The organism is Streptomyces sp. SudanB25_2051, assembly GCF_964272635.1.
Lineage (GTDB): Bacteria > Actinomycetota > Actinomycetes > Streptomycetales > Streptomycetaceae > Streptomyces.
In genome coordinates this window covers 4,821,445-4,844,956 of record NZ_OZ186787.1, presented here as the reverse complement: position 1 = coordinate 4,844,956, position 23,512 = coordinate 4,821,445, and the positions used below count along the sequence as shown (strand labels likewise).

Here is a 23,512-nt window from a genome sequence, read left to right as displayed (position 1 = left end):
CCCGGCGGCTACTTCAGGACGAGGGAGGACCACGACTGGACCCACTGGTCGCGGTTCTTGGCGATCTTCTCGGGGGCCAGGGTCAGCGGCTTGTCGATGACGACCCCGTGCCTGGTGAACAGCTCGGGCAGCGCGGCGTCCTTCGCGACCGGGTGGACGAACATGTTCAGCGGCATGTCCTCCTGGAACCGCTTCCCGATCAGGAAGTCGATCAGGGCCTTGCCGCCGTCCTGGTTCGCGGCGCCCTTGAGGAGCCCGGCGAACTCGATCTGCCGGAAGCAGGTGCCGGTGGAGACCCCGGTCGGCGCCTCGGCGGGCTTCGGCTCGCCGTACAGCACCTCGACAGGCGGGCTGGAGGCGTACGAGACGACCAGCGGCCGGTCCGCCTTCGCCTTCTTGCCGCCCGCCGAGCCGGAGAACTCCTGGTTGTAGGCGATCTCCCAGCTGTCGACGACCTTGACGCCGTTGTCCTTCAGCTTCTTCCAGTAGCCCTCCCAGCCGCCGTCGCCGTACCGGGCGGCGGTGCCCAGCAGGAAGCCGAGGCCGGGGGTCGACCGCTCCGGGTTCTCCACCACGAGGAGGTCCTTGTAGGCGGGCTCCGCCAGGTCGTCGAGGGTCTGCGGCGGGGCGAGCTTCTTGTCGGCGAAGTACTTCTTGTCGTAGTTGACGCAGATGTCGCCGTAGTCGACGGGCGTGACGCGGTGCCCGCCCTTGTCGAGCTGGACGGCCGGGTCGACCCGGTCCAGGCCCTTCGCCTCGTACGGCTCGAAGAGGCCGTTGTCGAGAGCGCGGGAGAGGGTGGTGTTGTCGACGCCGAAGAAGACGTCGCCCTGCGGGGCCCCCTTGGTGAGGACCGCCTTGTTGACGGCCTCGACGGCGTCGCCGCTCTTGAGGACCTTGACCGTGTAGCCGGTCCGCTGGGTGAACTCCTTCAGCACCGCGTCGGACGCGGCGAAGGAGTCATGGCTGACGAGCGTGACGGTCTTCGACTTCGCGCCACCGGCCTTGTCGCCGCCGGTCCCGCCGTCGGACGCGCCGCCGCAGCCGGTGAGCGCCAGAGCGCCCAGCGCCGTGGCGGCCGCACCGGCGGTGATCTTCTTGGTGGTGCTCACTGATTCCTCCTGGGTGTGACCAGGAAGAGACGCGGCCCTGCCCGCCGCGGGCGCGGCGGGCAGGGCGCAACAGCTCGAGTAACGACCGAACTCCCTACCCAGAATGACCTGGGCGAGGTTCAGAGGGTCTGCGGTCTGACGGTCACCGCACTCTCAGCGCTGTGGCGCTCCCCTGTCGGAATATCCAGATGTTCGAGCTCAGCGTACATCGGGGCGATTTCCGGTCACCCCGCACACCCTCCGTGGCGGCGGAGGTCAGCGCTCGGAGGCCGCGAGCTGGCCGCACGCCCCGTCGATCTCCTGGCCCCGCGTGTCCCGGACGGTGACCGGAACGCCGTGCGCGGCGATGGCCTCGATGAACGCCTTCTCGTCCTCGGGACGGGAGGCGGTCCACTTGGAGCCCGGGGTCGGGTTGAGCGGGATCAGGTTGACATGGACCCGCTTGCCCTTGAGGAGCCGTCCGAGCAGGTCGCCGCGCCACGCCTGGTCGTTGATGTCGCGGATCAGCGCGTACTCGATGGAGACGCGGCGGCCGGACTTCTCGGCGTACTCCCAGGCGGCGTCGAGGACCTCGCGGACCTTCCAGCGCGTGTTGACCGGCACGAGCGTGTCGCGCAGCTCGTCGTCCGGGGCGTGCAGCGAGACGGCGAGGCGGCACTTGAAGCCCTCGTCGGCGAAGCGGAGCATCGCCGGGACGAGGCCGACCGTGGAGACGGTGATGCCGCGCTGCGAGAGGCCGAGGCCGTCGGGCTCGGGGTCGGTGAGGCGGCGGATGGCGCCGACCACCCGGTTGTAGTTGGCGAGCGGCTCGCCCATGCCCATGAACACGATGTTCGACAGCCGCGCGGGCCCGCCGGGGACCTCGCCGTCGCGCAGGGCGCGCATGCCGTCCACGATCTGGTGGACGATCTCGGCGGTCGACAGGTTCCGGTCGAGGCCCGCCTGCCCGGTCGCGCAGAAGGGGCAGTTCATCCCGCAGCCGGCCTGCGACGAGATGCACATGGTGACGCGGTCGGGGTAGCGCATCAGCACCGACTCCACGAGCGTCCCGTCGTGCAGCCGCCACAGCGTCTTGCGGGTGGTGTCGTCGTCGCACGAGATGTGCCGGACGACGGTCATCAGCTCCGGCAGCAGCTCACCGGCGAGCTTCTCGCGGGAGGCGGCGGGGATGTCGGTCCACTCGGCGGGGTCGTGGGCGTACCGCGCGAAGTAGTGCTGGGACAGCTGCTTGGCGCGGAACGGCTTCTCGCCGATGGCGGCGACGGCCTCCTTGCGCTCGGCGGGCGTGAGGTCGGCGAGGTGCCGCGGCGGCTTCTTGGCTCCGCGGGGCGCGACGAAAGTGAGTTCTCCGGGAACTGGACGGGCCACGATTGAGCGTCTCCTCAAGACGACGAGGTCTGGCAGCCCCGCGTCGGCGGGGACGACGGCAGCACGATGCCGACGCCAGGAGACCTCACTGGACCATCCCCGCAGCAGCAGGGACTACTAGGGCCCGCGCCGGCCAGGGGCGCTGTCCGGGACGGCGGCTCCCCGAGAGCACGGGCTCTACCAGGGTACCTGCTGCCTCTCCCTTGCCCCCGAAAACGTACGAGGCCCGCCGTCCCGGGGGACGGCGGGCCTCGCGGTCGTACGGCGTACCGCTCGGGCGGTGCGCGGCCGCTATCCCGCGCCGACGAACGCGACCAGCAGCAGCCACACCACCGGGGCCGTCGGGAGCAGGGAGTCGAGGCGGTCCATGATGCCGCCGTGGCCCGGCAGCAGGGTGCCCATGTCCTTGATGCCCAGGTCCCGTTTGATCATGGACTCGCCCAGGTCGCCCAGGGTGGCGCTGACCGCGACGGCGAGGCCCAGGAGCAGGCCCTGCCACCAGGTGCCGCCGTCCACGAGGAGCTGCATGCACAGCGCGCCGGCGGCCATCGCGAACCCCACGGCGCCGAGCAGGCCCTCGCGGGTCTTGCCGGGGCTGATCCGCGGGGCCAGCTTGTGCTTGCCGAAGCGCCAGCCGACCGCGTACGCGCCGGTGTCGCTGACGATCGTCAGCACCAGGAACGTCAGCACCCGCTCGGGCCCGTCGTCCGCCGCCAGCATCAGCGCGACGAACGTGGCCAGGAACGGCACGTAGAACGCGGCGAACACACCGGCCGTGACGTCCTTGAGGTAGCCCTCGGGCGGCTGCGCCATGCGCCAGACGAGTACCGCGAGCGCGGTCAGCGCCATCGCCACCCAGGCGCCCTCGGCTCCGCGGACGTACCCGGCGACGACCATCGCCGCGCCGCCGACGGCGAGCGGGACGAGCGGCGCCTTGATGCCCTTGCGCTCCTGGAGGCGGGTGGTCAGCTCCCACAGGCCGACGACGACGGCGAGCGCTATCACGCCGACGAAGACGGCCTTCTGGATGAACAGCGACGCCACGATCACCGCGCCGAGGCCGACCCCGACCCCTATGGCGGCCCGCAGGTCGCGCCCGGCCTGCTTCTTCTGCCGCTGGGGCTTGGCCTGCTGCCGCCCCTGCCGATGCCCGTGCGGTGAACGACCCTGCGGCTCGGCGGGCTCAGGTTGTTCCGAGGGCATGGGCTCCTGCGGCATCTCGTCACGGAACAGGGGACCGCTCAGCCGAGCGGCCCCCCGGTCATGGTCGTCCTGGTCTCCGCCGGCGGGGACGTCGGGCACGATGGGCATGGGCCGAGTCTGCTGCGCGGCGTGCTCATCGCGGGCGGGACCCGCCGGGGCTGCCGGAGCCGGCCCCTGGTCGGGCGGACCCCAGTGTCCGCCTCGTGGCGGGGCCCCCCAGGAAGCGTCGTTCATCAGACCTCGAGCAGCTCGGCTTCCTTGTGCTTCAGCAGCTCGTCCACCTGCGCGACGTACTTCGCGGTGGTGTCGTCGAGCTCCTTCTCCGCACGGCGGCCCTCGTCCTCACCGACCTCGCCGTCCTTGACGAACTTGTCGATGGTCTCCTTGGCCTTGCGGCGGACGGAGCGGATCGAGATCTTCGCGTCCTCGCCCTTGCCCTTGGCGACCTTGATGAACTCGCGGCGGCGCTCCTCGGTGAGCTCGGGGAACACCACCCGGATGATGTTGCCGTCGTTGCTGGGGTTGACGCCCAGGTCGGAGTCGCGGATGGCCTGCTCGATGTTCCGCAGCGCGGACTTGTCGAACGGGGTCACCACGGCCATGCGCGGCTCCGGCACCGAGAAGGAGGCCAGCTGGTTGATCGGCGTGAGGGCACCGTAGTAGTCGGCCACGATCTTGTTGAACATGGCCGGGTGCGCACGCCCGGTGCGGATCGCGGCGAAGTCCTCCTTGGCGACCAGGACGGCCTTCTCCATCTTCTCCTCGGCTTCGAGGAGGGTCTCTTCGATCACCACTTGCTCCTGCGTGTCTTGGGTTTGTCCCGGCGTGCACACGGCCGCGGAACCTGCGTCGCGTCTACTCCTGCACGGTGTCCGACCGGCAGGGCTTTGTCCATCCCCGGCTTGGGGCGACCCGGAGTCAGTCCCGGGTGCCCTGGTCGCTCACGAGCGTGCCGATCTTCTCACCCTTCACGGCGCGGGCGATATTGCCCGCGGTGAGGAGTTCGAAGACGAGGATCGGCAGCTTGTTGTCGCGGCAGAGGGTGATGGCGGTGGCGTCGGCGACCTTGAGGTCGCGGGCGATCACCTCGCCGTACTCCAGGGCGTCGAACTTCACGGCGTCCGGGTTGGTCTTCGGGTCGGAGTCGTAGACCCCGTCGACCCCGTTCTTGCCCATGAGGAGGGCTTCGGCGTCGATCTCCAGGGCGCGCTGGGCGGCGGTGGTGTCGGTGGAGAAGTAGGGCATGCCCATGCCGGCGCCGAAGATCACGACGCGGCCCTTCTCCAGGTGGCGCACGGCGCGCAGCGGGATGTAGGGCTCGGCGACCTGGCCCATGGTGATCGCGGTCTGGACGCGGGACTGGATGCCCTCCTTCTCCAGGAAGTCCTGGAGGGCGAGGCAGTTCATGACGGTGCCGAGCATGCCCATGTAGTCGGAGCGGGCCCGGTCCATGCCGCGCTGCTGGAGCTCGGCGCCGCGGAAGAAGTTGCCGCCGCCGATGACGATCGCGATCTGCGCGCCGTCGCGGACGACCGCGGCGATCTCGCGGGCCATGGCGTGTACGACGTCGGGATCGACGCCGAGGCCGCCGCCGCCGGAGAACGCCTCGCCGGACAGCTTCAGAAGGAAGCGGCCGGCCTTTTTACCGGTGTTGTCATCGCCCTGTGCGGCGCCCTGATTCATTGGAGATCTCCTCGTGCACATACGAAGAAGGCCATTGCCGTGGGTGTCGGTGTCCCTGTGCGGCAATGGCCTCCTCGTCAGATCTGCGGTCGCCCGGCGCGTGCGCGGACGACTGCGGCGACCCCTCGCGGGGCCCGGTGTCCGTTCGGGGACGGACTCAGATGCCGACCTTGATGCGCGTGAAGCGCTTCAGGGTGACACCGGCCTCGTCCAGGATCTGCTGAACGGACTTCTTGTTGTCGAGCGCGTACGGCTGGCCGAGCAGCGTCGCGTCCTTGAAGAAGCCGTTGAGGCGGCCCTCGACGATCTTCGGCAGCGCGGCCTCGGGCTTGCCCTCGGCGCGGGTGGTCTCCTCGGCGACGCGACGCTCGGCCTCGACGACCTCGGCCGGGACGTCCTCCTTGGAGAGGTACTTCGGCGCGAACGCGGCGATGTGCTGGGCGACGCCCTTGGCGACCTCGGCGTTCTCCTTGTCCAGCTCGACCAGGACACCGATCTGCGGGGGCAGGTCGGGCATGGTGCGGTGCATGTACGCGGAGACGTAGCCGCCGGAGAACTGCGCGAAGCGGTCCAGGACGATCTTCTCGCCCAGGTTCGCGTTGGCCTCGTCGACGAACGCCTGCACGGTCTTGCCGGGCTCGATCTCGGAGGCGAGCAGCGCCTCGATGTCGGCCGGGCTGGTGGCGGCGACGTGCTGGGCGAGCTGGTTCGCGACCGACTGGAACTTCTCGCCCTTGGCGACGAAGTCCGTCTCGCACTTCAGCTCGACGAGGACGCCGGAGGTGTTGTCGTCGGCGATCAGGGAGACGACGGCACCGTTCTCGGCGGAGCGGCCCTCGCGCTTGGCGACGCCCTTCTGGCCCTTGATGCGCAGGGCCTCGACGGCCTTGTCGACGTTGCCGTCGGACTCGTCCAGCGCCTTCTTGCAGTCCATCATGCCGGCGCCGGTGAGCTCACGGAGCTTCTTGACGTCAGCGGCGGTGTAGTTCGCCATGATCTGTGAATCTCTCTCGAAGTCTGGAAGATCTACCAGGATCTATGGGGTGACGGAGGGGGCTTGTGGCCCCCTCCGTCGACGACCGGACCGGGGGTCGGACCGGGCTCGGTGGCCCGGTCCTCACTCACCGGTCGGGACCGCTGATCAGGCCTGCTCGGCCTCGGCGGCCGGAGCCTCGGCGGCGGGGGCCTCGGCCGGCTTCTCGGCGGCCTCGTCGGAGTCCGCCTTCTTCTCGCCCTCGAGCAGGTCGCGCTCCCACTCGGCGAGCGGCTCGCCGGCGGCCTTGTCGCCCGGCTTGCTGTCGCCGGTGGCGGCGCCGGAGCGGGCGATGAGGCCCTCGGCGACGGCGTCGGCGATCACGCGGGTGAGCAGGGTGACGGAGCGGATCGCGTCGTCGTTGCCCGGGATCTTGTAGTCGACCTCGTCCGGGTCGCAGTTGGTGTCGAGGATCGCGACGACCGGGATGTTGAGCTTGCGCGCCTCGCCGACGGCGATGTGCTCCTTCTTGGTGTCCACGATCCAGACGGCGCTGGGCACCTTCTGCATGTCGCGGATACCGCCGAGGGTCTTCTCCAGCTTGGCCTTCTCGCGCGAGAGGACCAGGAGCTCCTTCTTGGTGAGGCCGGAGGCGGCCACGTCCTCGAAGTCGATGGCCTCAAGCTCCTTGAGGCGCTGGAGGCGCTTGTAGACGGTGGAGAAGTTGGTGAGCATGCCGCCCAGCCAGCGCTGGTTGACGTACGGCATGCCGACGCGGGTCGCCTGCTCGGCGATGGCCTCCTGCGCCTGCTTCTTCGTGCCGACGAACATGATGGAGCCGCCGTGCGCGACGGTCTCCTTGACGAACTCGTAGGCGCGGTCGATGTACGACAGCGACTGGAGCAGGTCGATGATGTAGATGCCGTTGCGCTCGGTGAAGATGAAGCGCTTCATCTTCGGGTTCCAGCGACGGGTCTGGTGACCGAAGTGGACGCCGCTCTCCAGCAGCTCCCGCATCGTGACGACGGCCATGGCCGTATCTCCTTGGTTTGTCGGTTGTTTCCTGACGCCCCGGCGCGCTGCTGCCACGAGTGGACCGAGGAGCGCTGCCACGGCCGGTGAAGGCGGTGGCGGGGCGTGCGAAGTCGACCCGGTGGCCCGGGTCGCCGTAAGAAGTGTACGGGACCTGGACACCAGCGGGTGACGGCGCTGTCCACAAGCGCCGCGGCCGTCCACAGATCAGGGGCGTGATCCACCCGTGCGGGCGGTGCGGCGGGACAGTGTGCGCATGAACCGACGCTCTCCGTACGCCGCCGGGTCCGCGACCGCCCGGCCGGGTCCCCTCCCCGCGCGGGGCCGCCTTCCGGTGCCGGCGCGGGGGCTGCCGGCACTGGGGCCGCTCGTGCTGGTGCCGCTCGTGCTGGGGCCGCTGGCGGTGCTGTCGCTCGTGCTGCTGTCGCTTGCGGCGGCGCCGCCGGGCGGTCCGGGCGCCCCCGCGCCGGACCGGCTGGGCGCGGCGGGTGCGGCCGCCGCACGGAGCGGGGAGCCGGACGGCGCCGGGCTGCCCGTCGCCGGGGCGGTGTGGCCGGTGGGGCCGCCCCGCGCGGTGGTGGTGCGTGGCTGGGAGCCGCCCGTGTCGGCGTACGGGCGGGGGCACCGGGGCGTGGACCTGGCCGCGCCGCCGGGCACCCCGGTGCGCGCGGCGGCCGCCGGGCGGGTGTCCTTCGCCGGGGCGGTGGCGGGGCGGGGCGTCCTGGTGGTGACGCTCGCGGCGCCGGCGGGCGCGGTGCCGCTGAGGGTCACGTACGAGCCGGTGCGGCCGCTGGTGGAGGCGGGGGCCGTGGTGGCTGCCGGGCAGGTGGTCGCGGTGACGTCCGCCGACGCGGCCTCGCACTGCGCGGGCGGGTGCCTGCACTGGGGGCTCAGGTGGGGCGACGCCTATCTGGACCCGCTGTCGCTGCTGCCGCCCGATCTGCTGCGCCGCCCGCCGTCCCGGCTGCTGCCGGTGCGCTGAGAGGCCGGGCCGGAGGCGGGAGCGATCAGGGGTGGGCGACGCCGCGCAGGGCGACGGCGACGGCCGTGTCGGCGATGGCGGCCGGGTCCTCGGCCGCGCCCAGTTCGATGCGGCGGACCGCCGCGTCGACGACGCCCTGGAGCAGCATCGCGGCGAGCCGGGGCTCGGGCTGGCCGAGGTCGGCGAGCGCCTCCACGATGATCGCGACGAGCCCGCCGTGCGCGGCGCGGATCTTCTCGCGGGCGCCGTCGTCCAGTTCGCTGGCGGAGATGGCCACGACGGCGCGGTGGCGGCGGTCCCCGACGAGCTCCAGCTGCCGGCGCACATACGCCTCGACCTTCGCCGCGGGCGTGGCCGCCCGGTCCATGGCCGCCTCGACCTCGGCCGCCCAGACGGGGAAGTCGACGGCGCACAGCTCCTCGACCACGGCGGCGCGGGAGCGGAAGTACTCGTACACCGACGACCGGGCGAGGCCGGTGCGTTCGGCGAGGGCGGGGAAGGTCAGCGCCTCCGTGCCGCCCTCGGACAGCAGGGAGCGCGCCGCGTCCAGCAGGGCGGCGCGCTGCATCGTCCGGTGCTCGGCCACGGAGGCCGCTCGAATCCTTGGCACGGGTCCCACTGTACGGCCGCCCGTCCGGCCTCGGGGGGCCGTCCCCGGTCAGCGTCCGACATCGGCCAGCTTGGCCCTGAGCTGGAGGACGGACTTGGTGTGGATCTGGCTGACGCGGCTCTCCGTGACGCCCAGGACGTTGCCGATCTCGGCGAGGGTGAGGCCCTCGTAGTAGTAGAGCGTGACGACGGTCTTCTCGCGCTCGGGGAGGGTGTTGATGGCGCGGGCGAGCAGCCTCCGCAGCTCGCGCCCCTCGGCGACCTCGACGGGGTCGTCGGCCGCGGTGTCCTCCAGGGTGTCCATGAGGCTGAGGCGGTCGCCGTTCTCCCCGCCGACGTGCAGCAGCTCCTCGAGGGCGACGACGTTGGCCAGGGAGAGCTGGCTGAAAACGGCGTGCAGGTCCTCGACGGGGATGCCCATCTCGGCGGCGACCTCGGTCTCGGTGGGCGTACGCCGGAGCTGGGCCTCCAGTGTCGCGTAGGCGCGCTCCACTGCCCTGGCCTTCTGGCGGACGGAGCGGGGGATCCAGTCCAGAGCCCGCAGCTCGTCGATCATGGCGCCGCGGATGCGGGTGATCGCGTACGTCTCGAACTTGATCGACCGGTCGAGGTCGAACTTCTCGATCGCGTCGATCAGGCCGAAGACGCCGGAGGAGAGGAAATCGGCCTGTTCGACGTTGGAGGGCAGGCCGACGCTGACCCGGCCCGCGACGTACTTCACGAGGGGCGAGTAGTGCAGGATCAGCTGTTCCCGCAGCCGCTCGTCACCCGTGTCCTTGTACGACCGCCACAGCTCGTCCAGGGACGAGGGAGCGGCCGGCCGCACGCTGCTCCGGGCAGCGGGCGGCGGAACCGCGGCGCGGTCGGACCCGGAGGTGTGCTGGGGCATGCGTCGCCTTGAGCCGTTCTGCCGTCGTGTGCGGGGATGAATCGGGGGTAGCGGTGAGCGTAGCGTGACTGGGCCGTTGCGGTGAGCGAAGGCGTGGGGATCGTCCGTAGGCGGGTTCGCGCCATCGGCCGCATCTTCGAATGGGGGCAGCGGTTCGCCCGCGGGCGTCTCCGCCGCCCCCGGAGGAGCGGAGCGGGTCATCGAGGTCACCTTTTCACCCGATTGCTCCAGGTCAAGGACCGCCTCGCCGGGTGTTCGAGCGGCGTCCCCCCAAGGTGGTCAACCCCCAGCCGTCGCCCTGGCGTTCGACGTGGCCGAGGGAGTGCAGCTCGTACAGTCGGCCGAGTGCGTCGTCAACGCCCGTCCCGGCGTTCGCCGCCACGTCGGACACGGAGGCGGTCCGGCCGGGCGGCGGGAGCGCGTCGAGCACACGCGCGGTGACCGGGTCGAGCAGGTCCCTGGGGACGACGGGGCCGTGCCGGTCGGGGGCCAGTTCCCCGATGTCGCCCACGAGTTCGGCGACCTCGTCGGCGTCGGTGACGAGGACGGCGCCGCCGCGCAGCAGTTCGTGCACGCCTGCGGAGTACGTGCTGGTCACCGGGCCGGGCACCCCTATGGTGTGGCGGCCGAGCCGCTGGGCGTCGCGCGCGGTGGCGAGCGCCCCGCTGCGGTAGGCGGCCTCGACCACGACGGTCCCCCGGGTGAGGGCGGCGATGACGCGGTTGCGCAGCAGGAACCGCCCCGCCGTGGGGTGGCTCCCGGGCGCCAGCTCCCCCACGATCAGCCCCTGGCGGCCGATGCGCCCGATCAGTTCGCCGTGCCCGCGCGGATAGGCGACGTCCACGCCGCAGGCGAGCACGGCGATCGTGGCGCCCCGCGCGCCGAGGGCACCGCGGTGGGCGGCGCCGTCGATGCCATACGCCGCGCCGGAGACGACGACCCAGCCGCGCTCGGCGAGACCGCCGGCGAGGAGGGCCGCCATGTGGGCGCCGTAGGCCGTGCAGGTGCGGGAGCCGACCACGGCGACGGAGCGCAGCGCCCATCGGCGCAGGTCGGCGGCGCCGCGCACCCAGAGGCCCACGGGCCGGGCGTCCCCGAGGTCGTCGAGCTGGCTCGGCCACTCGGCGTCGCCGGGGACGAGGAACCGCCCGCCGATCCTCCCGGCCTCCTCCAGGTCCTGGCGGGGCCGCACCCGGGTCACCCGCGTCAGGTATCCGGCGAGGCGCCGCTCGCTCGCGCCCGGGAGCGAGCCGGCCCGGTACGGCTGCGCGCCCAGTCTCCGCAGCAGCTCCACGGCGCCGAGCTCCCGCAGCCACCGCCCCGCGACCTGGTCCCCCGGCTCGATCACCCGGCACAGCGCCGCCCGCGCGACCCGCTCCTCCTCCGTCACGCCCATCGCGGCACCTCCGCACCCGCCATCGGGGGCTCCCCCGGCGTGCCCCTCGCTCTCCTCACTCCTCCGGACCGCGGACCCGCCCCCGCGTGCCCCGGCCCCGCCGAATCCCGCCGTCGCGGAACCGGTACGCATGCCGGCCCGCCCGCCGGGACCACGCCGTCCGGCTCCGGGCCGCCCGCCGGGACCGCGACCTCCGGGACCGCCCCGTCCGGCTCCGGGCCCGCCGCGATCGCGACCGCCGCAGCCTTACCCGCCAGCACCCCACGCGGGGCCGCGCTCGGGAAGGGTGGGCGGTCCTCCGCCCGTCCGGTCGGGTGTCCCGGCCCGGACGGTGGCCCAAGGCCCGCAGCCGGACGGGCGGGGGCCGGTGGCCCAAGGCCCGCAGCGGGACGGGCGGAGGCCGGTAGCGCAACGCCCGCAGCCGGACGGGCGGGAAGCGTGCCGGGCTCGTGGTGGGCCGTCACAGCCGGCCTCCCACGGGCACGCCGCGGGAGATGCCGGTGCGCAGCTCCAGAGCCAGATTGACGTCACCCGCGTCGGGGCGGCCCCGGCCGGCCAGGTCGGCGAGCGTCCAGGCGATGCGCAGGACCCGGTCGAGGCCCCGGGCGGTGAGCAGGCCACGCTCGATGTCGCGCTCGGCGGCGGCGAGGGCGCCGGGGGCCGGATGCCAGCGGGTGCGCAGTTCATGGCCGGGCACCTCGGCGTTGCGAGTCCAGGAGGTCCCGAGCAGCCGGGCGGCGGCACGCTCCCGGGCCGCTCGTACCCGGGCTGCGACGGCCGCGCTGGGCTCGCCGTTCGCGGCCATCAGGTCGGCGCGGCCGACCGGCTCCACCTCGACCCGCAGGTCGACGCGGTCCAGCAGCGGCCCAGACAGGCGGGACTGGTAGCGGCGGATCACCGACGAGGGGCACTCGCAGCTGTCGCCCTGGGTGCTGTGCCGGCCGCACGGGCACGGGTTCGCCGCGAGGACCATCAGGAACCGCGCGGGAAGCCGCACCACGCCGGCCGCCCGTGCCACGACCACCTGGCCGGACTCCAGCGGCTGCCGCAGCGCGTCCAGGACCTTTGCGGAGAATTCGGGCGCTTCGTCGAGAAAGAGCACTCCTCGATGAGCGAGGGAGACGGCCCCCGGGCGTGGCATGCCGTTGCCGCCGCCGACCAGGGACTGCATCGTCGCCGAGTGGTGCGGCGCGCAGTAGGGCGCCCGGTTCACCAGCGGCTTGCCCGGCGGGAGGATGCCGGCCACCGAGTGGACGGCCGTCACCTCCAGGGACTCGGCGCGTGTCAGCGGCGGCAGCAGTCCGGGCAGCCGCTCGGCCAGCATGGTCTTGCCCGCGCCGGGCGGTCCCGACAGGAACAGATGGTGGCCGCCCGCCGCGGCGACCTCCAGAGCGAGCCGGGCGGCCCGCTGGCCTGCGACATCGGCCATGTCGGGGGCGTCGCCGGGGTCCACGGCCAGTCCCGTGCCGAGCCCGGCGCCGGGCACGACCAGGCCGGCGAGCATGGGGTCGGGCCTGCCGTCCTCGGCGGGCTCCTCCTCCGGCACGGGCGCGTCGGTGAGGACCGCGACCAGCTGGCGCAGGCTGCGCACCCCGAGCACGGACACCCCCGGCACCAGCGAGGCCTCGCCCGCCGTCTGCTCGGGCACGACGACCTGCTCGTATCCGGCTTCGGCGGCCGCCAGGACCGCGGGCAGCACGCCCCGCACCGGCCGGACGCGGCCGTCGAGGCCGAGCTCCCCGATGAGGACGAGGTCCGCGATGGTGCGCGGGTCGATCAGCTCGGCCGCCGCCATGACGGCGCAGGCCACGGCCAGGTCGAAGCTGGAACCGCCCTTCGGCACCGACGCGGGGCTCAGCCCGACCGTCAGCTTCTTCTGCGGCCACGGCGCCCCGGAGTTGACCATCGCGGCCCGCACCCGGTCGCGGCTCTCCGACAGGCTCTTGTCCGGCAGGCCGACCAGCGTGAACGCCGCGACCCCGGGCTCCAGGTCCGCCTGGACCTCCACCACCACTCCGTCGACGCCGACCAGCGCCACCGAGCACGTCCGGGCGAACCCCATCAGGCCACCCCCCGCACATGCTGCACGAGGGGCGCGCCGCGCCGGGGCAGCACCACACCGACCAGGTCGATGCGGACGCCGCCCGGCGGTGGACCGCCGTGCCGGTCGAGCCAGCATGCGGCGAGCCTTCTCAGCCGGTCGGCCTTGGCGGGTGTCACCGCCGCGAGCGGCTGCTGGAAGGCGCCCGCGCGGCGGGTCTTCACCTCGCATACCACCACCGCGTCGCCGTCGCGGGCGACGATGTCGATCTCGCCGCCGCGCCCGCAGCGCCAGTTCGTGGCGAGGACGGCCATGCCCATCTCGCCGAGCCGGCGGACCGCCAGCCTCTCTCCGTACTGCCCGAGTGCCCCCGTGGCGTTCATCTCGGCACCACCTCCCGCACCGACTGTGACGCGTCGGCGGCCCGGATGTGGATCTTGCCGAGTGGACCGGTGGACAACTGCCCCGCTGTGGAAAACTCCCTCACCCGTACGGGTGGAGCCGCGCCGGGACAGCGGCGGACAACGGCCGAGCGGCGCCCGGATCAGCGGCGAGGCAGCGGCCGGACTCGGCGGCGGATCAGCAGCCTCAGCAGCGACGCAGCAACCGGGCTCTGCGGCCGATCAGCAGCCCTCAGCAGCGGGAAACCGCGGCTCTGCGGCGGATCAGCCGTCGCCCCGCGGCGGCCTGGCGGAAGCTCAGCTGCTGGGGAGCTCCAGGTCGGACTTGTTCAGCTCCTCGATGTTCACGTCCTTGAACGTGAGCACACGGACCTGTTTGACGAAGCGGGCCGGCCGATACATGTCCCAGACCCACGCGTCCGCCATGGACACCTCGAAGAAGACCTCGCCGTGCACGGAGTGCACCTGCATCTCGTAGTCGTTCGTCAGGTAGAAGCGCCGCTCGGTCTCGATGACGTATTTGAACAGCCCGACGACGTCGCGGTACTCCCGGTAGAGCTTCAGCTCCATCTCGGTTTCGTACTTCTCGAGGTCCTCGGCGCTCATGGCATGTTCCCCTTCAGCCGTGCGTGCCCCCATTGTGCGCCAGTCATCCGCACCCCTAGACGATTTCCGGGGACAGGACGACCGGCGCGGGCGGCGGGCCCTCGTCGAGCAGCGTGCGCAGCAGCCCGGCGAGTCGTGTCGGGTACACCGTCTCACGGGCCGCGGACAGTTCGGCGGAGGTCCACCACCTCAGCCCCGCGACACTGCGGCTCTCCAGCTCCGTGAGGCGGTCGCCCAGGACGGCGGCGGTGTGGCGGGTACGGGCCAGGTAGTACCACTCGTCCTGGTTCCAGCGGCGCCCGGCGAAGGGGAACGAGCACATCCGCCGCCACAGCACCGGGCCCAGCTCGACCTGTGTGATCCCGGTCTCCTCCGCCAGTTCCCGCAGCGCGGCCTGCTCGCGGGTCTCGCCGTCCTCGACGCCGCCGCCGGGCGTGAACCACCAGGTCTGCGACGGGTCGTCGGGCTCGTAGCCGTGCAGGAGGAGGATCCGGTCGTCGGGGTCGAGCAGCACGACCCGCGCCACCCTGCGCAGCTCCCCCGGCGGCAGGGCGCTCCCATCGCCCACCGGCACCTCCCGCGCCGCGCCGTCCTCAGTCACGCGCGCCTCCGCTCGTACGCTGCGCCGCGGACCGCGCGCCGGGACCCGGGGTACCGGACGCACCGGCGCCGCCCCGCGAGAAAAGCCGTGCCAGGGGGCCGTACGCCGCGCCGGCCAGGACCAGCGCCGCGCCGCCCGCGAGGGCCCAGGCCAGCGGCCGTACGGGGCCGGGCTGCGACACACCGCCCGGCAGCGCGGCGAAGCCCTGCGGCCGGTCGATCACCGCGAGTCCGTCCAGCGGCCACACGACGGCGTCCAGCCGGGCCGTGACGGCGCTGCGGGGCACCGCGCCCTTGCCCGGGTCCTGGAGGTGGACCCGCGAGTCCTGGGAGGTGGCGCGCTGGTCGCCGAGGAGGAAGAGGTGCCCGTCCGGCACGGTCGCGGAGAACCCGGTCGGCGACGCGGCCTCCTTGCCGCCCCACCCCTGCCGGCTCAGGTACGGCTCGGTGACCGGCTTGCCGTTGACGGTGAGCCGGCCGGCCGCGTCGCAGCAGGCGATCCTGTCGCCGTCGACACCCACCACCCGCTTGATCATCGGCATGTCCCCCCAGGCAGGGTCCTTGAAGACGACGATGTCGCCGCGCCGCACCTCGGAGCCGTCGATCCGCTCGGCCAGCACCCGGTCGCCGGACGTGACGGTGGGGTGCATCGACTCGGAGGGCACCGTGTACGGCCGGTACACCAGCGCGCCCCAGGCGAAGCCGCCGAGGAACAGCACACAGCCGACGGCCACGGCCAGCCCCGACAGCACGCTGCCGAGGCGGCCGCGGCCGCCCGTACGTATCGTTCCGCCCATCCCAGCGCTCCCCGCTCAAGGAGATCCAGTGCCCTGGGACGGCACCCTACCCGCGCCCGCTACCGGGCTGTACGCCCCGAGGGGCCCCGGTCAGGCACGCTCGCCGGCCCGCTCGGTGAGCCGGCGGCGGCGCCACAGCACCAGCGGCAGCGCGCCCGCCACGCCCAGGGCGCCCGGCCCCGCGACGGACGCGGCGGCGGCCAGTCCGGGCTGGTCGAAGGTGTCCGGCACCGGCAGCGTCGACCAGCGGTCGAGCGGCCAGGGGACGAAGACCGCGCGGCCGACGACCTCCTCGTTGGAGATCGTGCCCTCGCCCGGGAGCTCCTGGTGGTAGCGGGAGTCCAGCGAGTTCTGCCGGTTGTCGCCCATCACCCAGATTCGGCCGTCGGGCACCTTGACCGGGCCGAAGGGCTCGTCGTCGCACGGGGTCGAGCCGGGGTACAGGTACGACGTCTCGTCCAGCGCCTTGCCGTTGACGTGGACCTTGCCGCCCTTCTTGCACTCCACGGTGTCGCCGCCGACCGCGATGACGCGCTTGATCAGGTTCTGCTGGTCGGCCGCGGGCATCAGGCCGATGAAGCTGAGGAACCGCTGCAGCGGGTTCGGCTCGGGCGCCGGCTCGTTCAGCCAGCCGCCCGGGTCCTCGAAGACCACGACCTCGCCGCGCTCCGGCTCGGAGCCGAACCACGGGGTCAGCTTGTCGACCAGCACCCGGTCGCCGCGCTTGAGGGTGTCCATCATCGACTCGGACGGGATGGAGAACGCCTGGACCAGGAAGGTCTTGATCAGCAGCGCCAGCACCAGCGCGATACCGACCAGCAGCGGCAGCTCCTTCCAGAAGGAGCGCTGCTTCCTCGGCCGCGGCCGCCCGTGCTCGCCGCCGTCCACGGTGTCGTCGGTGTCGTCGTCCACGCTGTCGCCCTCGGCGTTGTCGGCGCTCCTCGCGCCGGTCACTTGCGGCGCGTCCCCCCGGACGGCCGCGCTTTCGGTCACACCCGGGGCGGGCGTCCCGCCCGGGCCGGGGGACGGGTCCGCGAGGTCCTCGCGCCCCTTCTCCGGCTCGTCGCGTCCGGATCGTGCGCCGACCGCCAGATCCCCCACATCCACTCCTCAGTCCGTGCTCTCGCCCGCCCCCGAAGCAGGGGAAGGCCCACCACTCCCATAACGAGCGGGAGTTCCGCAGGGGTCGGGAGCCGTAGCGATCCATTCGCGTACCAGGGGGACACACTATGCGACGCGCCGAGTGCCGTCGCGGCCCCGGGCGGCGCGTCCGGGACCCGGTCGAACGCCCCGTCGTCGCCGAGGGTGCGCCAGTGCCCGAAGGGCCAGGCGATCACGAACGCACGCCCCACGACCTGCTCCTCCGCGATGGTGCCCTGCCCGGCCTCCCTGAGGTGGAAGCGGGAGTCGGCGGAGTCGGAGCGGTGGTCGCCGAGGACGAAGAGCCGGCCCTCGGGGACCTTCACGTCGAAGGGGATCCGCGAGGGCTCGTTGCCCGGATGGAGGTAGGGCTCGTCCACAGGTACGCCGTTGACCGTCACGCGTCCGCCGGGGTCGCAGCACTTGACGGTGTCCCCGCCGACGGCGACGACGCGTTTGATGAGGTCCTGCTCGTCGTCGGACGGCAGCAGGCCGATGAAGGTGAGGCCCCGCTTGACCTGGGCGACGACGAAGGGGGAGTCGTCCGGCGGGGTCTGCTCCGCCTGGAGCCAGCCGCCGGGGTCCCGGAAGACGACGACGTCACCGCGCTCGGGCCGCGACCCGAACCACGGTGACAGCTTGTCCACCAGGACCCGGTCGTCGATCCGGATCGTCTGCTCCATGGAGCCGGACGGGATGACGAACGCCTGCACCAGGAAGGTCTTCAGGACGAGCGCGATGACCACCGCGACGGTGAGGAGGAGCGGGATCTCCTTGATCGCGGACCGGCGCCTGCGCCGCTTGACCTTGCGCGCGAGCCTGCGCCGTTCCGCGCGGCCGGGCAGCGGGCGACGGCCGTCCGTGGGCCGGGACCCGGTGGGCAGCCTCGTGTCGGCGCGGTGCCCGCCGCGCCGGCCGCGGCTACCCATGCCCGCCGCCGTGCCGGGGGGCGTCCGGTACGGCGTCGAAGGCGCCCGTCGGCCGGATGCCGGACCAGCGGCGGGCGGGCCAGCCGATCCAGTCGGCGCGGCCGATCACCATGTCCTCGGGCACCATGCCGCCGCCCGGGGCGCCGAGGTGGTCGCGGGAGTCGCGGGACTGGCTGCGGTGGTCGCCCATGACCCACAGGGTCCCCTCGGGGACCACGATGTCGAACCGCACCTGCGACGGCGCGTCACCGGGGTGCAGATACCCCTCGTCGACGGGAACGCCGTTCACCTGGATCCTGCCCTCCTTGTCGCAGCACGTCACCCGGTCGCCCCCGACGCCGACGACGCGCTTGACGAAGTCGGTGTCGTCGGGCTCCGCGAGGCCCAGCGCCGCGGCGGCGCCGTGCAGGAGCTCGGTGACGGGGTTCTCTTCTGGAACGGTACGGACGAAGGAGCCGGTTCCGTCGAAGACGATGACGTCCCCGCGCGCGGGGCGGTCGCCGAAGCGGTACGCCAGCTTGTTGACGACCACCCGGTCGCCCACCTGGAGCGTGGGCTCCATGGAGCGGCTGGGGATCTGGAACGGCTGGATGACGAACTGGCCGATGAGCAGCATGCCGACGGCCCAGGCGGCGCCGATCAGACCGGTGGTGCGCCAGGAAAGCGCGAAGCGCGACCTCCGCTCCGGATGCCTTTCGGCGTCGGGAGGGAGGTCGCGCTCCGTGTGCGTGGCTTCGGTGTCCATCGGGGGCAGAGCCTAACCGGCCGCCCTGGGAGGCTCATCCGAAGCGTGAGCCCGCGGCTTGGCCGGGTCTCAGTTCTCGCGCTTCTCCTTGATCTTCGCGGCCTTGCCGCGCAGCTCACGGAGGTAGTACAGCTTCGCACGGCGGACGTCACCGCGGGTGACGAGCTCGATCTTCTCGAAGATCGGGCTGTGCACCGGGAAGGTGCGCTCGACGCCGACGGAGAAGGAGACCTTGCGGACCGTGAAGGTCTCGGAGACGCCCGAGCCCTGGCGGCGGATGACGACGCCCTTGAACTGCTGGATACGGGAGCGGTTGCCCTCGATGACGCGAACGTGGACGTTCACGGTGTCACCGGGACGGAACGCCGGGACATCGGTCCGCAGGGACGCGGCGTTGACGGCGTCGAGCACGTGAGACATGATCGTCTGCTTCCTCACTGATGCCACAGGTCATCAGCGGCAACTAGAAACGGGGTTTCGGGGCCGGGCGTCGGGTGCGGCGTCGTGTCCCCCTGTGGCAGGGGCGCCGACCGGACGTACGGCAGCGGCCTATTCTTCCACGTCCTGCGGCCTGCGCCAAAACCGGCCATCCGGCTCGGGCGCCCAGCCCAGGATCGACAGGGTCTCGCGGTCCTTCTTGTCGAAGGCGGACGGGTCGCACCGCTCGATGAGGTCGGGGCGGTGCAGCGCGGTCCGCCGCAGCGCCTCGTCCCGCCGCCACCGCGCGATCCTGCCGTGGTGGCCGCTGAGCAGCACGTCCGGGATGCCGCGGCCGCGCCAGACCGGCGGCTTGGTGTAGACGGGGCCTTCCAGGAGGTTGGCCATGGCGCCGGGGGCGAAGGAGTCGTCGCGGTGGGACTCGGCGTTGCCCAGGACGCCGGGCAGGAGCCGGGCCACGGCCTCGGTGATGACCAGCACGGCCGCCTCGCCGCCGGCGAGGACGTAGTCGCCGATGGACACCTCGTACACCGGCATCCGCGTGGCGTACTCCTCCATGACCCGGCGGTCGATGCCCTCGTACCGGGCGGGGGTGAAGATCAGCCAGGGCCGCTGGGACAGTTCGACGGCCACCTGCTGGGTGAAGGGCCGCCCGCTGGGCGTGGGGACGACGAGCACGGGTGCGTGGGCGCCCGCCTCGTATCCGTCGGCGGTGATCTCGTCCAGGGCGTCGCCCCACGGCTCGGTCTTCATGACCATGCCGGGGCCGCCGCCGTAGGGCGTGTCGTCGACGGTGTTGTGGCGGTCGTACGTCCAGTGCCGCAGGTCGTGGACGTGGACGTCGAGCCGGCCGCGGGCGCGGGCCTTGCCGACGAGCGAGACGTTCAGCGGTTCGAGGTACTCGGGGAAGATCGTGACGACGTCGAGCCGCATCAGCGGGCGTCCTCGTTCCCGGCGGCCCCGCCGTCCTCGTCGGCGGCCTCATCGCCGGCGGGGGTGTCGTCGTCGCCGCGCGTGGAGGCGATGACGGCGCGGTCGTCGATGAGGCCGGGCGGCGGGACGATGACGGCGCGCTGGGCGTCGAGGTCGACCTCGGTGACGATCTCCTCGACGAAGGGGATCAGGACCTCGCTGCCGTCGGGCCGCTCGACCACGAACAGGTCCTGGTAGGGCAGGTGGGAGACCTCGGTGATGCGGCCGACCCCGGTGCCGTCGGCGAGCACCACGTCGAGGTCGATCAGCTGGTGGTCGTAGTACTCGTCCGGCTCCTCGGGCCGCTCGTCCGGGTCGACGTCGGCGATGAGCAGGGTGTTGCGCAGCGCCTCGGCGGCGTTCCGGTCGCGCACGCCCGCGAAGCGCAGCAGGAGCCGGCCGCTGTGGACGCGGCCGCTCTCGATGGTGAGGGGTCCGGCGGAGGCCGGGTCGGTGGCGAGTACGGCACCGGGCGCGAGCCGCAGCTCGGGCTCGTCCGTGCGTACCTCGACGGTGACCTCGCCCTTGATGCCGTGGGCGCGGCCGATCCGCGCGACTACGAGCTGCACTTTTGGAACTCTCCTGTCGGACGACGACGGGCCGGGGCGGGCCGCAGCCCTCCCCGGCCCGTGCGCCGGTGTTCAACTTCGCTCAGCGAACCTGGTCCACGTCGACGAGGTCGACGCGGATGCCCCGTCCGCCGATGGCACCCACGACCGTACGCAGTGCGCGTGCGGTGCGGCCGTTGCGGCCGATCACCTTGCCGAGGTCGTCCGGGTGGACCCGGACCTCGAGCACACTTCCGCGGCGCAGGTTGCGCGAGGCGACCTGCACGTCGTCGGGGTTGTCGACGATGCCCTTCACGAGGTGCTCGAGAGCCTCCTCGAGCATGCTCAGGCCTCGGTCGACTCGGAGGACGCGGCCTCGGCCTCGTCCGCCTTCTTGTCGGCCTTCTTGGCCTTCGGGGTGATGGCCTCACCCTTGGCGTCGTCACCCTCGATCGACTTGGCGAACGCCTCGAAGGAAGCGCGCTTGTCTTCCTTCGTGGCCGGGGCCAGCAGCGGCTTCTCGGGAGCCGGCAGGCCCTTGTGCTTCTGCCAGTCGCCGGTCAGCTTCAGGATGGCGAGGACCGGCTCGGTCGGCTGGGCGCCGACGGAGAGCCAGTACTGCGCGCGCTCCGAGTCGACCTCGATGCGCGACGGGTTCTGCACCGGGTGGTACAGGCCGATCTCCTCGATCGCCCGGCCGTCACGGCGGGTGCGGGAGTCGGCGACGACGATGCGGTAGTGAGGCGAACGGATCTTGCCCAGACGCTTCAGCTTGATCTTGACTGCCACGGGTGTGGTGTCTCCTGGTCTTGACGTGGTTGGGCACAACGAGATGCCACGTGGGGTTGCGGTACCCGAGTGCCCGATGGACGCGTCAGCCGTAGGAGAGAGGGGTCCTGTTCGACTGTCGAGTACAGCTAGCCATTGTGCCACACCCCGCGCTGCCGCCGGCCCCGGGGGGAACGGCCGGCGGCGGGCGGGGAGACCGGGCCGCGGATCATCTCGCGGCGCCCACCGTCTCGGGGATGCGGAAGGGCTTCCCGCAGCCGCCGCAGACGATCGGCGCCTGGGCGAGGACCGAGGGGACGACCCGGACGTTGCGCCCGCAGTCGCAGACCGCCTTGACGCGGACGCCGCCGCCCGACGATCCGTGGCGCGCGGCGGGTCCGCGGAAGGACCGCTTGGTGTCGGCGGTCGTGGCGGCCGAGTGCGCCTTGAGGGCGCGCTGCAGGCGCTCGATGGTCGGCCGGTACCGGCGCTTGGCCTCGGGGCTGAGCGTGACCAGCGAGAAACCGCTGCTCGGGTGCGGCTCCTCGGAGTGGTCCAGGCCCATCTCCTCGGCGATCGCCAGGAATCGGCGGTTGTGGTAGCGGCCGGCGCGGGAGGTGTCGCGGACCCCTCGGGCGGCGGCGATGCCGTGGACTGCCTCGTGGAGCAGTCGCTCGAAGGAGAGCTCGGCGCCGCAGGCGGACGACGACTCTCCGATCAGGGACTCGGGCGCGGCGAGATCGGGCAGCTCGGGGTGGTGCCGCTGAATGTCGGCCCACGCCTGTGCCAGTTCTGCGGCGAGGACAGGTGGTGTCGTGCTCACGTCGTGAACAACGAGCCGGGAAGCCGTCGGGTTCCATTCCGGGGCATCCCAAATATTTTGCACGTACCCGTCAGTTGCCATTGATGTGTCCTCACGAGGGCCAGTGCGCTGATCTGCGTAAGAAGCCACACAGCTCGCATCAAGGTGGTACGTATGGCTTGCGGTTCCGGTGCGGTGCCGCCCTCCCCCGACCACCCGGGTCGCTTTGGGTGACGGCGCATCACCGGGGGCGACGTTACCCCCGTCGGGGGACGCGCGTGGCCGCGGGGGCGCCTGCATGGCGGGATTCGCACGGCGGCCCCACTATGGGAGGTGGTTCGTGCCGGGCCAGGGGGCGCACGACCGGGGCACGCGCGCATTGCGGCCCGGACCCCTGGACGCGGGGGCGGAAGCGGAGTTCTCTGGCTACGGACCGTGCGAGCGCACGTACACGGGGGCCGTCAAGCAGGGCACGGACGCACAGATGCACTCTCGGCTGATTGGGGCGCTTTCGATGACACCGATGCTCGTCCAGCACCACCCCCACCCGGCCTCGGCCCCCGCGGCCACCGACGCGCCGGCGCGCGCCCGTGACTGGGCGGAGATCCAGGAGCGGATGCTGGTGCCGCTCTACGAAGCGGTGTACGAGCACCTGGAGGTCGGCACCGGGACCCGGCTGCTCGGTCTGGGCTGCGGCTCGGGGCTCGCCCTCCTCATGGCCGCCGCGCGCGGGGCCCGGGTGACGGGGGTCGACACCGACCACGCGCGCGTGGACCTCGCCCGGGAGCGGCTGCTCCCGGACCCGTCCGTCGGCGGCCACGGCCCTCACCCCTACCGGGGCCCGCGCCCCGAGACGAGACTGCTGTACGGCACGCCCGACGCGGCCGGCGACCCGGCGCTCCCGGCGTACAACCTGGTCACCGCGTTCCAGCCGGTGGGCTGCACCGCGGGTGACTCCGACGGGCTCGTGCCCGCGCTGACCGCGGCGGTCCCCATGGCGGAGCGCGGCAGCGCCGTCGTACTCGCCGGCTGGGGTCCGCCCGAGCGGTGCGCCACGACCGCGGTGTTCCGCGTCGCGGGCCGCCTCACCGCGCGGCTGCGCGGCGACGGCGCCTGGCGGCCGGCGCGCCGCGACGACCTGGAGGAGGTGGCCGCGCGGGCCGGGCTGCGGCCGGACGGCTCCGGCCGGGTCTCCTGCCCCTTCGGGTACGCCGACACCGACAGCGCCGTGCGCGGGCTGCTGTCCACCGGCCTCTTCGACGCGGCCGTCGCGGCGAGCGACCAGGTGACCGTGGAGAAGGAGATCGCCGAGGCGCTCCACCCCCACGTCCGGCACGACGGCACCGTCTGGATGCCGAACGTCTTCCGGTACCTCGTCGCCCGGATCCCCTGACCCGGACCCGCTCCCCGGCGCGTACGCGCGCCGCCCGGCACCGAGACGCGTAAGGGGCGCCCGCCATGGACGGGCGCCCCTTACC

General features: G+C 72.6%; 25 protein-coding genes and 1 pseudogene. 2 read left to right on the top strand and 24 right to left on the bottom strand.

Features of this window, described 5'->3' with window-relative positions; genetic code table 11:
* Positions 1-8: 8 nt before the first annotated feature.
* The 7 genes from ACSUPT_RS21890 to rpsB form a co-directional block, all read right to left on the bottom strand.
* Complete coding sequence (locus ACSUPT_RS21890) at positions 9-1,112, bottom strand: thiamine ABC transporter substrate-binding protein (RefSeq protein ID WP_436945334.1); 1,104 nt, start codon at positions 1,110-1,112, stop codon at positions 9-11.
* 255 nt (positions 1,113-1,367) lie between these two features.
* Positions 1,368-2,480: a 23S rRNA (adenine(2503)-C(2))-methyltransferase RlmN gene (rlmN, locus tag ACSUPT_RS21885; protein WP_351966324.1), complete on the bottom strand. Its 1,113-nt coding sequence runs from the start codon at positions 2,478-2,480 to the stop codon at positions 1,368-1,370.
* Between the two features lie 291 nt (positions 2,481-2,771).
* Positions 2,772-3,917: a phosphatidate cytidylyltransferase gene (locus ACSUPT_RS21880; protein WP_351966325.1), complete on the bottom strand. Its 1,146-nt coding sequence runs from the start codon at positions 3,915-3,917 to the stop codon at positions 2,772-2,774.
* The gene (gene frr / locus ACSUPT_RS21875; RefSeq protein ID WP_351966326.1) at positions 3,917-4,474 is read right to left on the bottom strand and encodes a ribosome recycling factor; all 558 of its coding nucleotides are present in this window, start codon (positions 4,472-4,474) and stop codon (positions 3,917-3,919) included. The genes ACSUPT_RS21880 and frr overlap by 1 nt, the downstream gene beginning before the upstream one ends.
* A 127-nt stretch (positions 4,475-4,601) precedes the next feature.
* The gene (pyrH, locus tag ACSUPT_RS21870) at positions 4,602-5,366 is read right to left on the bottom strand and encodes a UMP kinase (protein WP_023586312.1); all 765 of its coding nucleotides are present in this window, start codon (positions 5,364-5,366) and stop codon (positions 4,602-4,604) included.
* Between the two features lie 157 nt (positions 5,367-5,523).
* Positions 5,524-6,360, bottom strand: coding sequence for a translation elongation factor Ts (gene tsf, locus ACSUPT_RS21865; RefSeq protein WP_351966327.1), 837 nt, complete (start codon positions 6,358-6,360; stop codon positions 5,524-5,526).
* A gap of 147 nt (positions 6,361-6,507) precedes the next feature.
* On the bottom strand, positions 6,508-7,371 hold the full coding sequence (gene rpsB, locus ACSUPT_RS21860) for a 30S ribosomal protein S2 (RefSeq protein WP_351966328.1): 864 nt from the start codon (positions 7,369-7,371) through the stop codon (positions 6,508-6,510).
* Between the two features lie 256 nt (positions 7,372-7,627).
* Here rpsB and ACSUPT_RS21855 point away from each other — a divergent pair, with 256 nt between their 5' ends.
* Entirely contained in the window at positions 7,628-8,353 is a 726-nt protein-coding gene (locus tag ACSUPT_RS21855) for a peptidoglycan DD-metalloendopeptidase family protein (protein ID WP_436945333.1), read from the top strand.
* 25 nt (positions 8,354-8,378) lie between these two features.
* On the opposite strand, the gene ACSUPT_RS21850 is transcribed toward ACSUPT_RS21855, so the two are convergent.
* The 17 genes and pseudogenes from ACSUPT_RS21850 to ACSUPT_RS21770 form a co-directional block, all read right to left on the bottom strand.
* Positions 8,379-8,939, bottom strand: a complete 561-nt coding sequence (locus ACSUPT_RS21850) for a TetR/AcrR family transcriptional regulator (protein WP_351966381.1) — start codon at positions 8,937-8,939, stop codon at positions 8,379-8,381.
* A gap of 72 nt (positions 8,940-9,011) precedes the next feature.
* Complete coding sequence (gene whiG / locus ACSUPT_RS21845) at positions 9,012-9,851, bottom strand: RNA polymerase sigma factor WhiG (RefSeq protein WP_351966330.1); 840 nt, start codon at positions 9,849-9,851, stop codon at positions 9,012-9,014.
* A 232-nt stretch (positions 9,852-10,083) separates the two neighbouring features.
* Positions 10,084-11,379, bottom strand: a complete 1,296-nt coding sequence (dprA, locus tag ACSUPT_RS21840; protein WP_436945332.1) for a DNA-processing protein DprA — start codon at positions 11,377-11,379, stop codon at positions 10,084-10,086.
* A 328-nt stretch (positions 11,380-11,707) separates the two neighbouring features.
* A complete protein-coding gene (locus ACSUPT_RS21835) occupies positions 11,708-13,309 on the bottom strand; it encodes a YifB family Mg chelatase-like AAA ATPase (RefSeq protein ID WP_365725314.1) in 1,602 nt (533 codons plus the stop codon).
* Entirely contained in the window at positions 13,309-13,671 is a 363-nt protein-coding gene (locus ACSUPT_RS21830) for a YraN family protein (RefSeq protein WP_436945331.1), read from the bottom strand. The genes ACSUPT_RS21835 and ACSUPT_RS21830 overlap by 1 nt, the downstream gene beginning before the upstream one ends.
* A gap of 315 nt (positions 13,672-13,986) precedes the next feature.
* Positions 13,987-14,295 carry a DUF2469 domain-containing protein gene (locus tag ACSUPT_RS21825; RefSeq protein ID WP_023586321.1) on the bottom strand — a complete coding sequence of 103 codons (309 nt, stop codon included), beginning with the start codon at positions 14,293-14,295 and terminating at the stop codon, positions 13,987-13,989.
* Between the two features lie 55 nt (positions 14,296-14,350).
* A complete protein-coding gene (locus ACSUPT_RS21820; protein WP_399219696.1) occupies positions 14,351-14,863 on the bottom strand; it encodes an NUDIX hydrolase in 513 nt (170 codons plus the stop codon).
* A 25-nt stretch (positions 14,864-14,888) separates the two neighbouring features.
* The gene (gene lepB, locus ACSUPT_RS21815; protein ID WP_436945330.1) at positions 14,889-15,692 is read right to left on the bottom strand and encodes a signal peptidase I; all 804 of its coding nucleotides are present in this window, start codon (positions 15,690-15,692) and stop codon (positions 14,889-14,891) included.
* Between the two features lie 90 nt (positions 15,693-15,782).
* The gene (gene lepB, locus ACSUPT_RS21810) at positions 15,783-16,784 is read right to left on the bottom strand and encodes a signal peptidase I (RefSeq protein WP_399219697.1); all 1,002 of its coding nucleotides are present in this window, start codon (positions 16,782-16,784) and stop codon (positions 15,783-15,785) included.
* Positions 16,705-17,761: pseudogene (gene lepB / locus ACSUPT_RS21805) on the bottom strand (signal peptidase I); the annotation flags it as partial. The gene lepB (ACSUPT_RS21810) and the pseudogene lepB (ACSUPT_RS21805), both read right to left, overlap by 80 nt.
* Positions 17,754-18,506 carry a signal peptidase I gene (lepB, locus tag ACSUPT_RS21800; protein ID WP_351966336.1) on the bottom strand — a complete coding sequence of 251 codons (753 nt, stop codon included), beginning with the start codon at positions 18,504-18,506 and terminating at the stop codon, positions 17,754-17,756. The pseudogene lepB (ACSUPT_RS21805) and the gene lepB (ACSUPT_RS21800), both read right to left, overlap by 8 nt.
* Positions 18,507-18,575: 69 nt before the next feature.
* Positions 18,576-18,926 (bottom strand): 50S ribosomal protein L19, encoded by a 351-nt coding sequence (gene rplS / locus ACSUPT_RS21795; RefSeq protein WP_023586326.1) that lies wholly within the window; start codon positions 18,924-18,926, stop codon positions 18,576-18,578.
* 129 nt (positions 18,927-19,055) lie between these two features.
* Positions 19,056-19,877 carry a tRNA (guanosine(37)-N1)-methyltransferase TrmD gene (gene trmD, locus ACSUPT_RS21790; protein ID WP_351966337.1) on the bottom strand — a complete coding sequence of 274 codons (822 nt, stop codon included), beginning with the start codon at positions 19,875-19,877 and terminating at the stop codon, positions 19,056-19,058.
* Entirely contained in the window at positions 19,877-20,485 is a 609-nt protein-coding gene (rimM, locus tag ACSUPT_RS21785; RefSeq protein ID WP_399219678.1) for a ribosome maturation factor RimM, read from the bottom strand. Before rimM ends, trmD begins: the two co-directional genes overlap by 1 nt.
* A gap of 82 nt (positions 20,486-20,567) precedes the next feature.
* On the bottom strand, positions 20,568-20,807 hold the full coding sequence (locus ACSUPT_RS21780) for an RNA-binding protein (protein WP_023586329.1): 240 nt from the start codon (positions 20,805-20,807) through the stop codon (positions 20,568-20,570).
* A gap of 2 nt (positions 20,808-20,809) precedes the next feature.
* On the bottom strand, positions 20,810-21,253 hold the full coding sequence (rpsP, locus tag ACSUPT_RS21775) for a 30S ribosomal protein S16 (RefSeq protein WP_023586330.1): 444 nt from the start codon (positions 21,251-21,253) through the stop codon (positions 20,810-20,812).
* Between the two features lie 208 nt (positions 21,254-21,461).
* A complete protein-coding gene (locus ACSUPT_RS21770; RefSeq protein WP_351966339.1) occupies positions 21,462-22,055 on the bottom strand; it encodes a hypothetical protein in 594 nt (197 codons plus the stop codon).
* Positions 22,056-22,548: 493 nt separating this feature from the next.
* On the opposite strand from ACSUPT_RS21770, the gene ACSUPT_RS21765 reads away from it, so the two are divergent.
* Entirely contained in the window at positions 22,549-23,427 is an 879-nt protein-coding gene (locus ACSUPT_RS21765; RefSeq protein ID WP_365725325.1) for a methyltransferase domain-containing protein, read from the top strand.
* Positions 23,428-23,512 lie beyond the last annotated feature (85 nt).

What these genes read in the sequence shown, in the direction of transcription:
- lepB (WP_436945330.1), bottom strand. Translation starts at nt 15,692, where the DNA reads ATGGGCGGAACGATACGTACGGGCGGCCGCGGCCGCCTCGGCAGCGTG.
- ACSUPT_RS21780 (WP_023586329.1), bottom strand. Translation starts at nt 20,807, where the DNA reads ATGCTCGAGGAGGCTCTCGAGCACCTCGTGAAGGGCATCGTCGACAAC.
- ACSUPT_RS21830 (WP_436945331.1), bottom strand. Translation starts at nt 13,671, where the DNA reads ATGAACGCCACGGGGGCACTCGGGCAGTACGGAGAGAGGCTGGCGGTC.
- ACSUPT_RS21880 (WP_351966325.1), bottom strand. Translation starts at nt 3,917, where the DNA reads ATGAACGACGCTTCCTGGGGGGCCCCGCCACGAGGCGGACACTGGGGT.
- ACSUPT_RS21835 (WP_365725314.1), bottom strand. Translation starts at nt 13,309, where the DNA reads ATGGGGTTCGCCCGGACGTGCTCGGTGGCGCTGGTCGGCGTCGACGGA.
- ACSUPT_RS21855 (WP_436945333.1), top strand. Translation starts at nt 7,628, where the DNA reads ATGAACCGACGCTCTCCGTACGCCGCCGGGTCCGCGACCGCCCGGCCG.
- whiG (WP_351966330.1), bottom strand. Translation starts at nt 9,851, where the DNA reads ATGCCCCAGCACACCTCCGGGTCCGACCGCGCCGCGGTTCCGCCGCCC.
- trmD (WP_351966337.1), bottom strand. Translation starts at nt 19,877, where the DNA reads ATGCGGCTCGACGTCGTCACGATCTTCCCCGAGTACCTCGAACCGCTG.
- dprA (WP_436945332.1), bottom strand. Translation starts at nt 11,379, where the DNA reads ATGCGTACCGGTTCCGCGACGGCGGGATTCGGCGGGGCCGGGGCACGC.
- lepB (WP_351966336.1), bottom strand. Translation starts at nt 18,506, where the DNA reads ATGGACACCGAAGCCACGCACACGGAGCGCGACCTCCCTCCCGACGCC.
- rplS (WP_023586326.1), bottom strand. Translation starts at nt 18,926, where the DNA reads ATGTCTCACGTGCTCGACGCCGTCAACGCCGCGTCCCTGCGGACCGAT.
- rpsB (WP_351966328.1), bottom strand. Translation starts at nt 7,371, where the DNA reads ATGGCCGTCGTCACGATGCGGGAGCTGCTGGAGAGCGGCGTCCACTTC.
- tsf (WP_351966327.1), bottom strand. Translation starts at nt 6,360, where the DNA reads ATGGCGAACTACACCGCCGCTGACGTCAAGAAGCTCCGTGAGCTCACC.
- ACSUPT_RS21825 (WP_023586321.1), bottom strand. Translation starts at nt 14,295, where the DNA reads ATGAGCGCCGAGGACCTCGAGAAGTACGAAACCGAGATGGAGCTGAAG.
- ACSUPT_RS21765 (WP_365725325.1), top strand. Translation starts at nt 22,549, where the DNA reads ATGACACCGATGCTCGTCCAGCACCACCCCCACCCGGCCTCGGCCCCC.
- pyrH (WP_023586312.1), bottom strand. Translation starts at nt 5,366, where the DNA reads ATGAATCAGGGCGCCGCACAGGGCGATGACAACACCGGTAAAAAGGCC.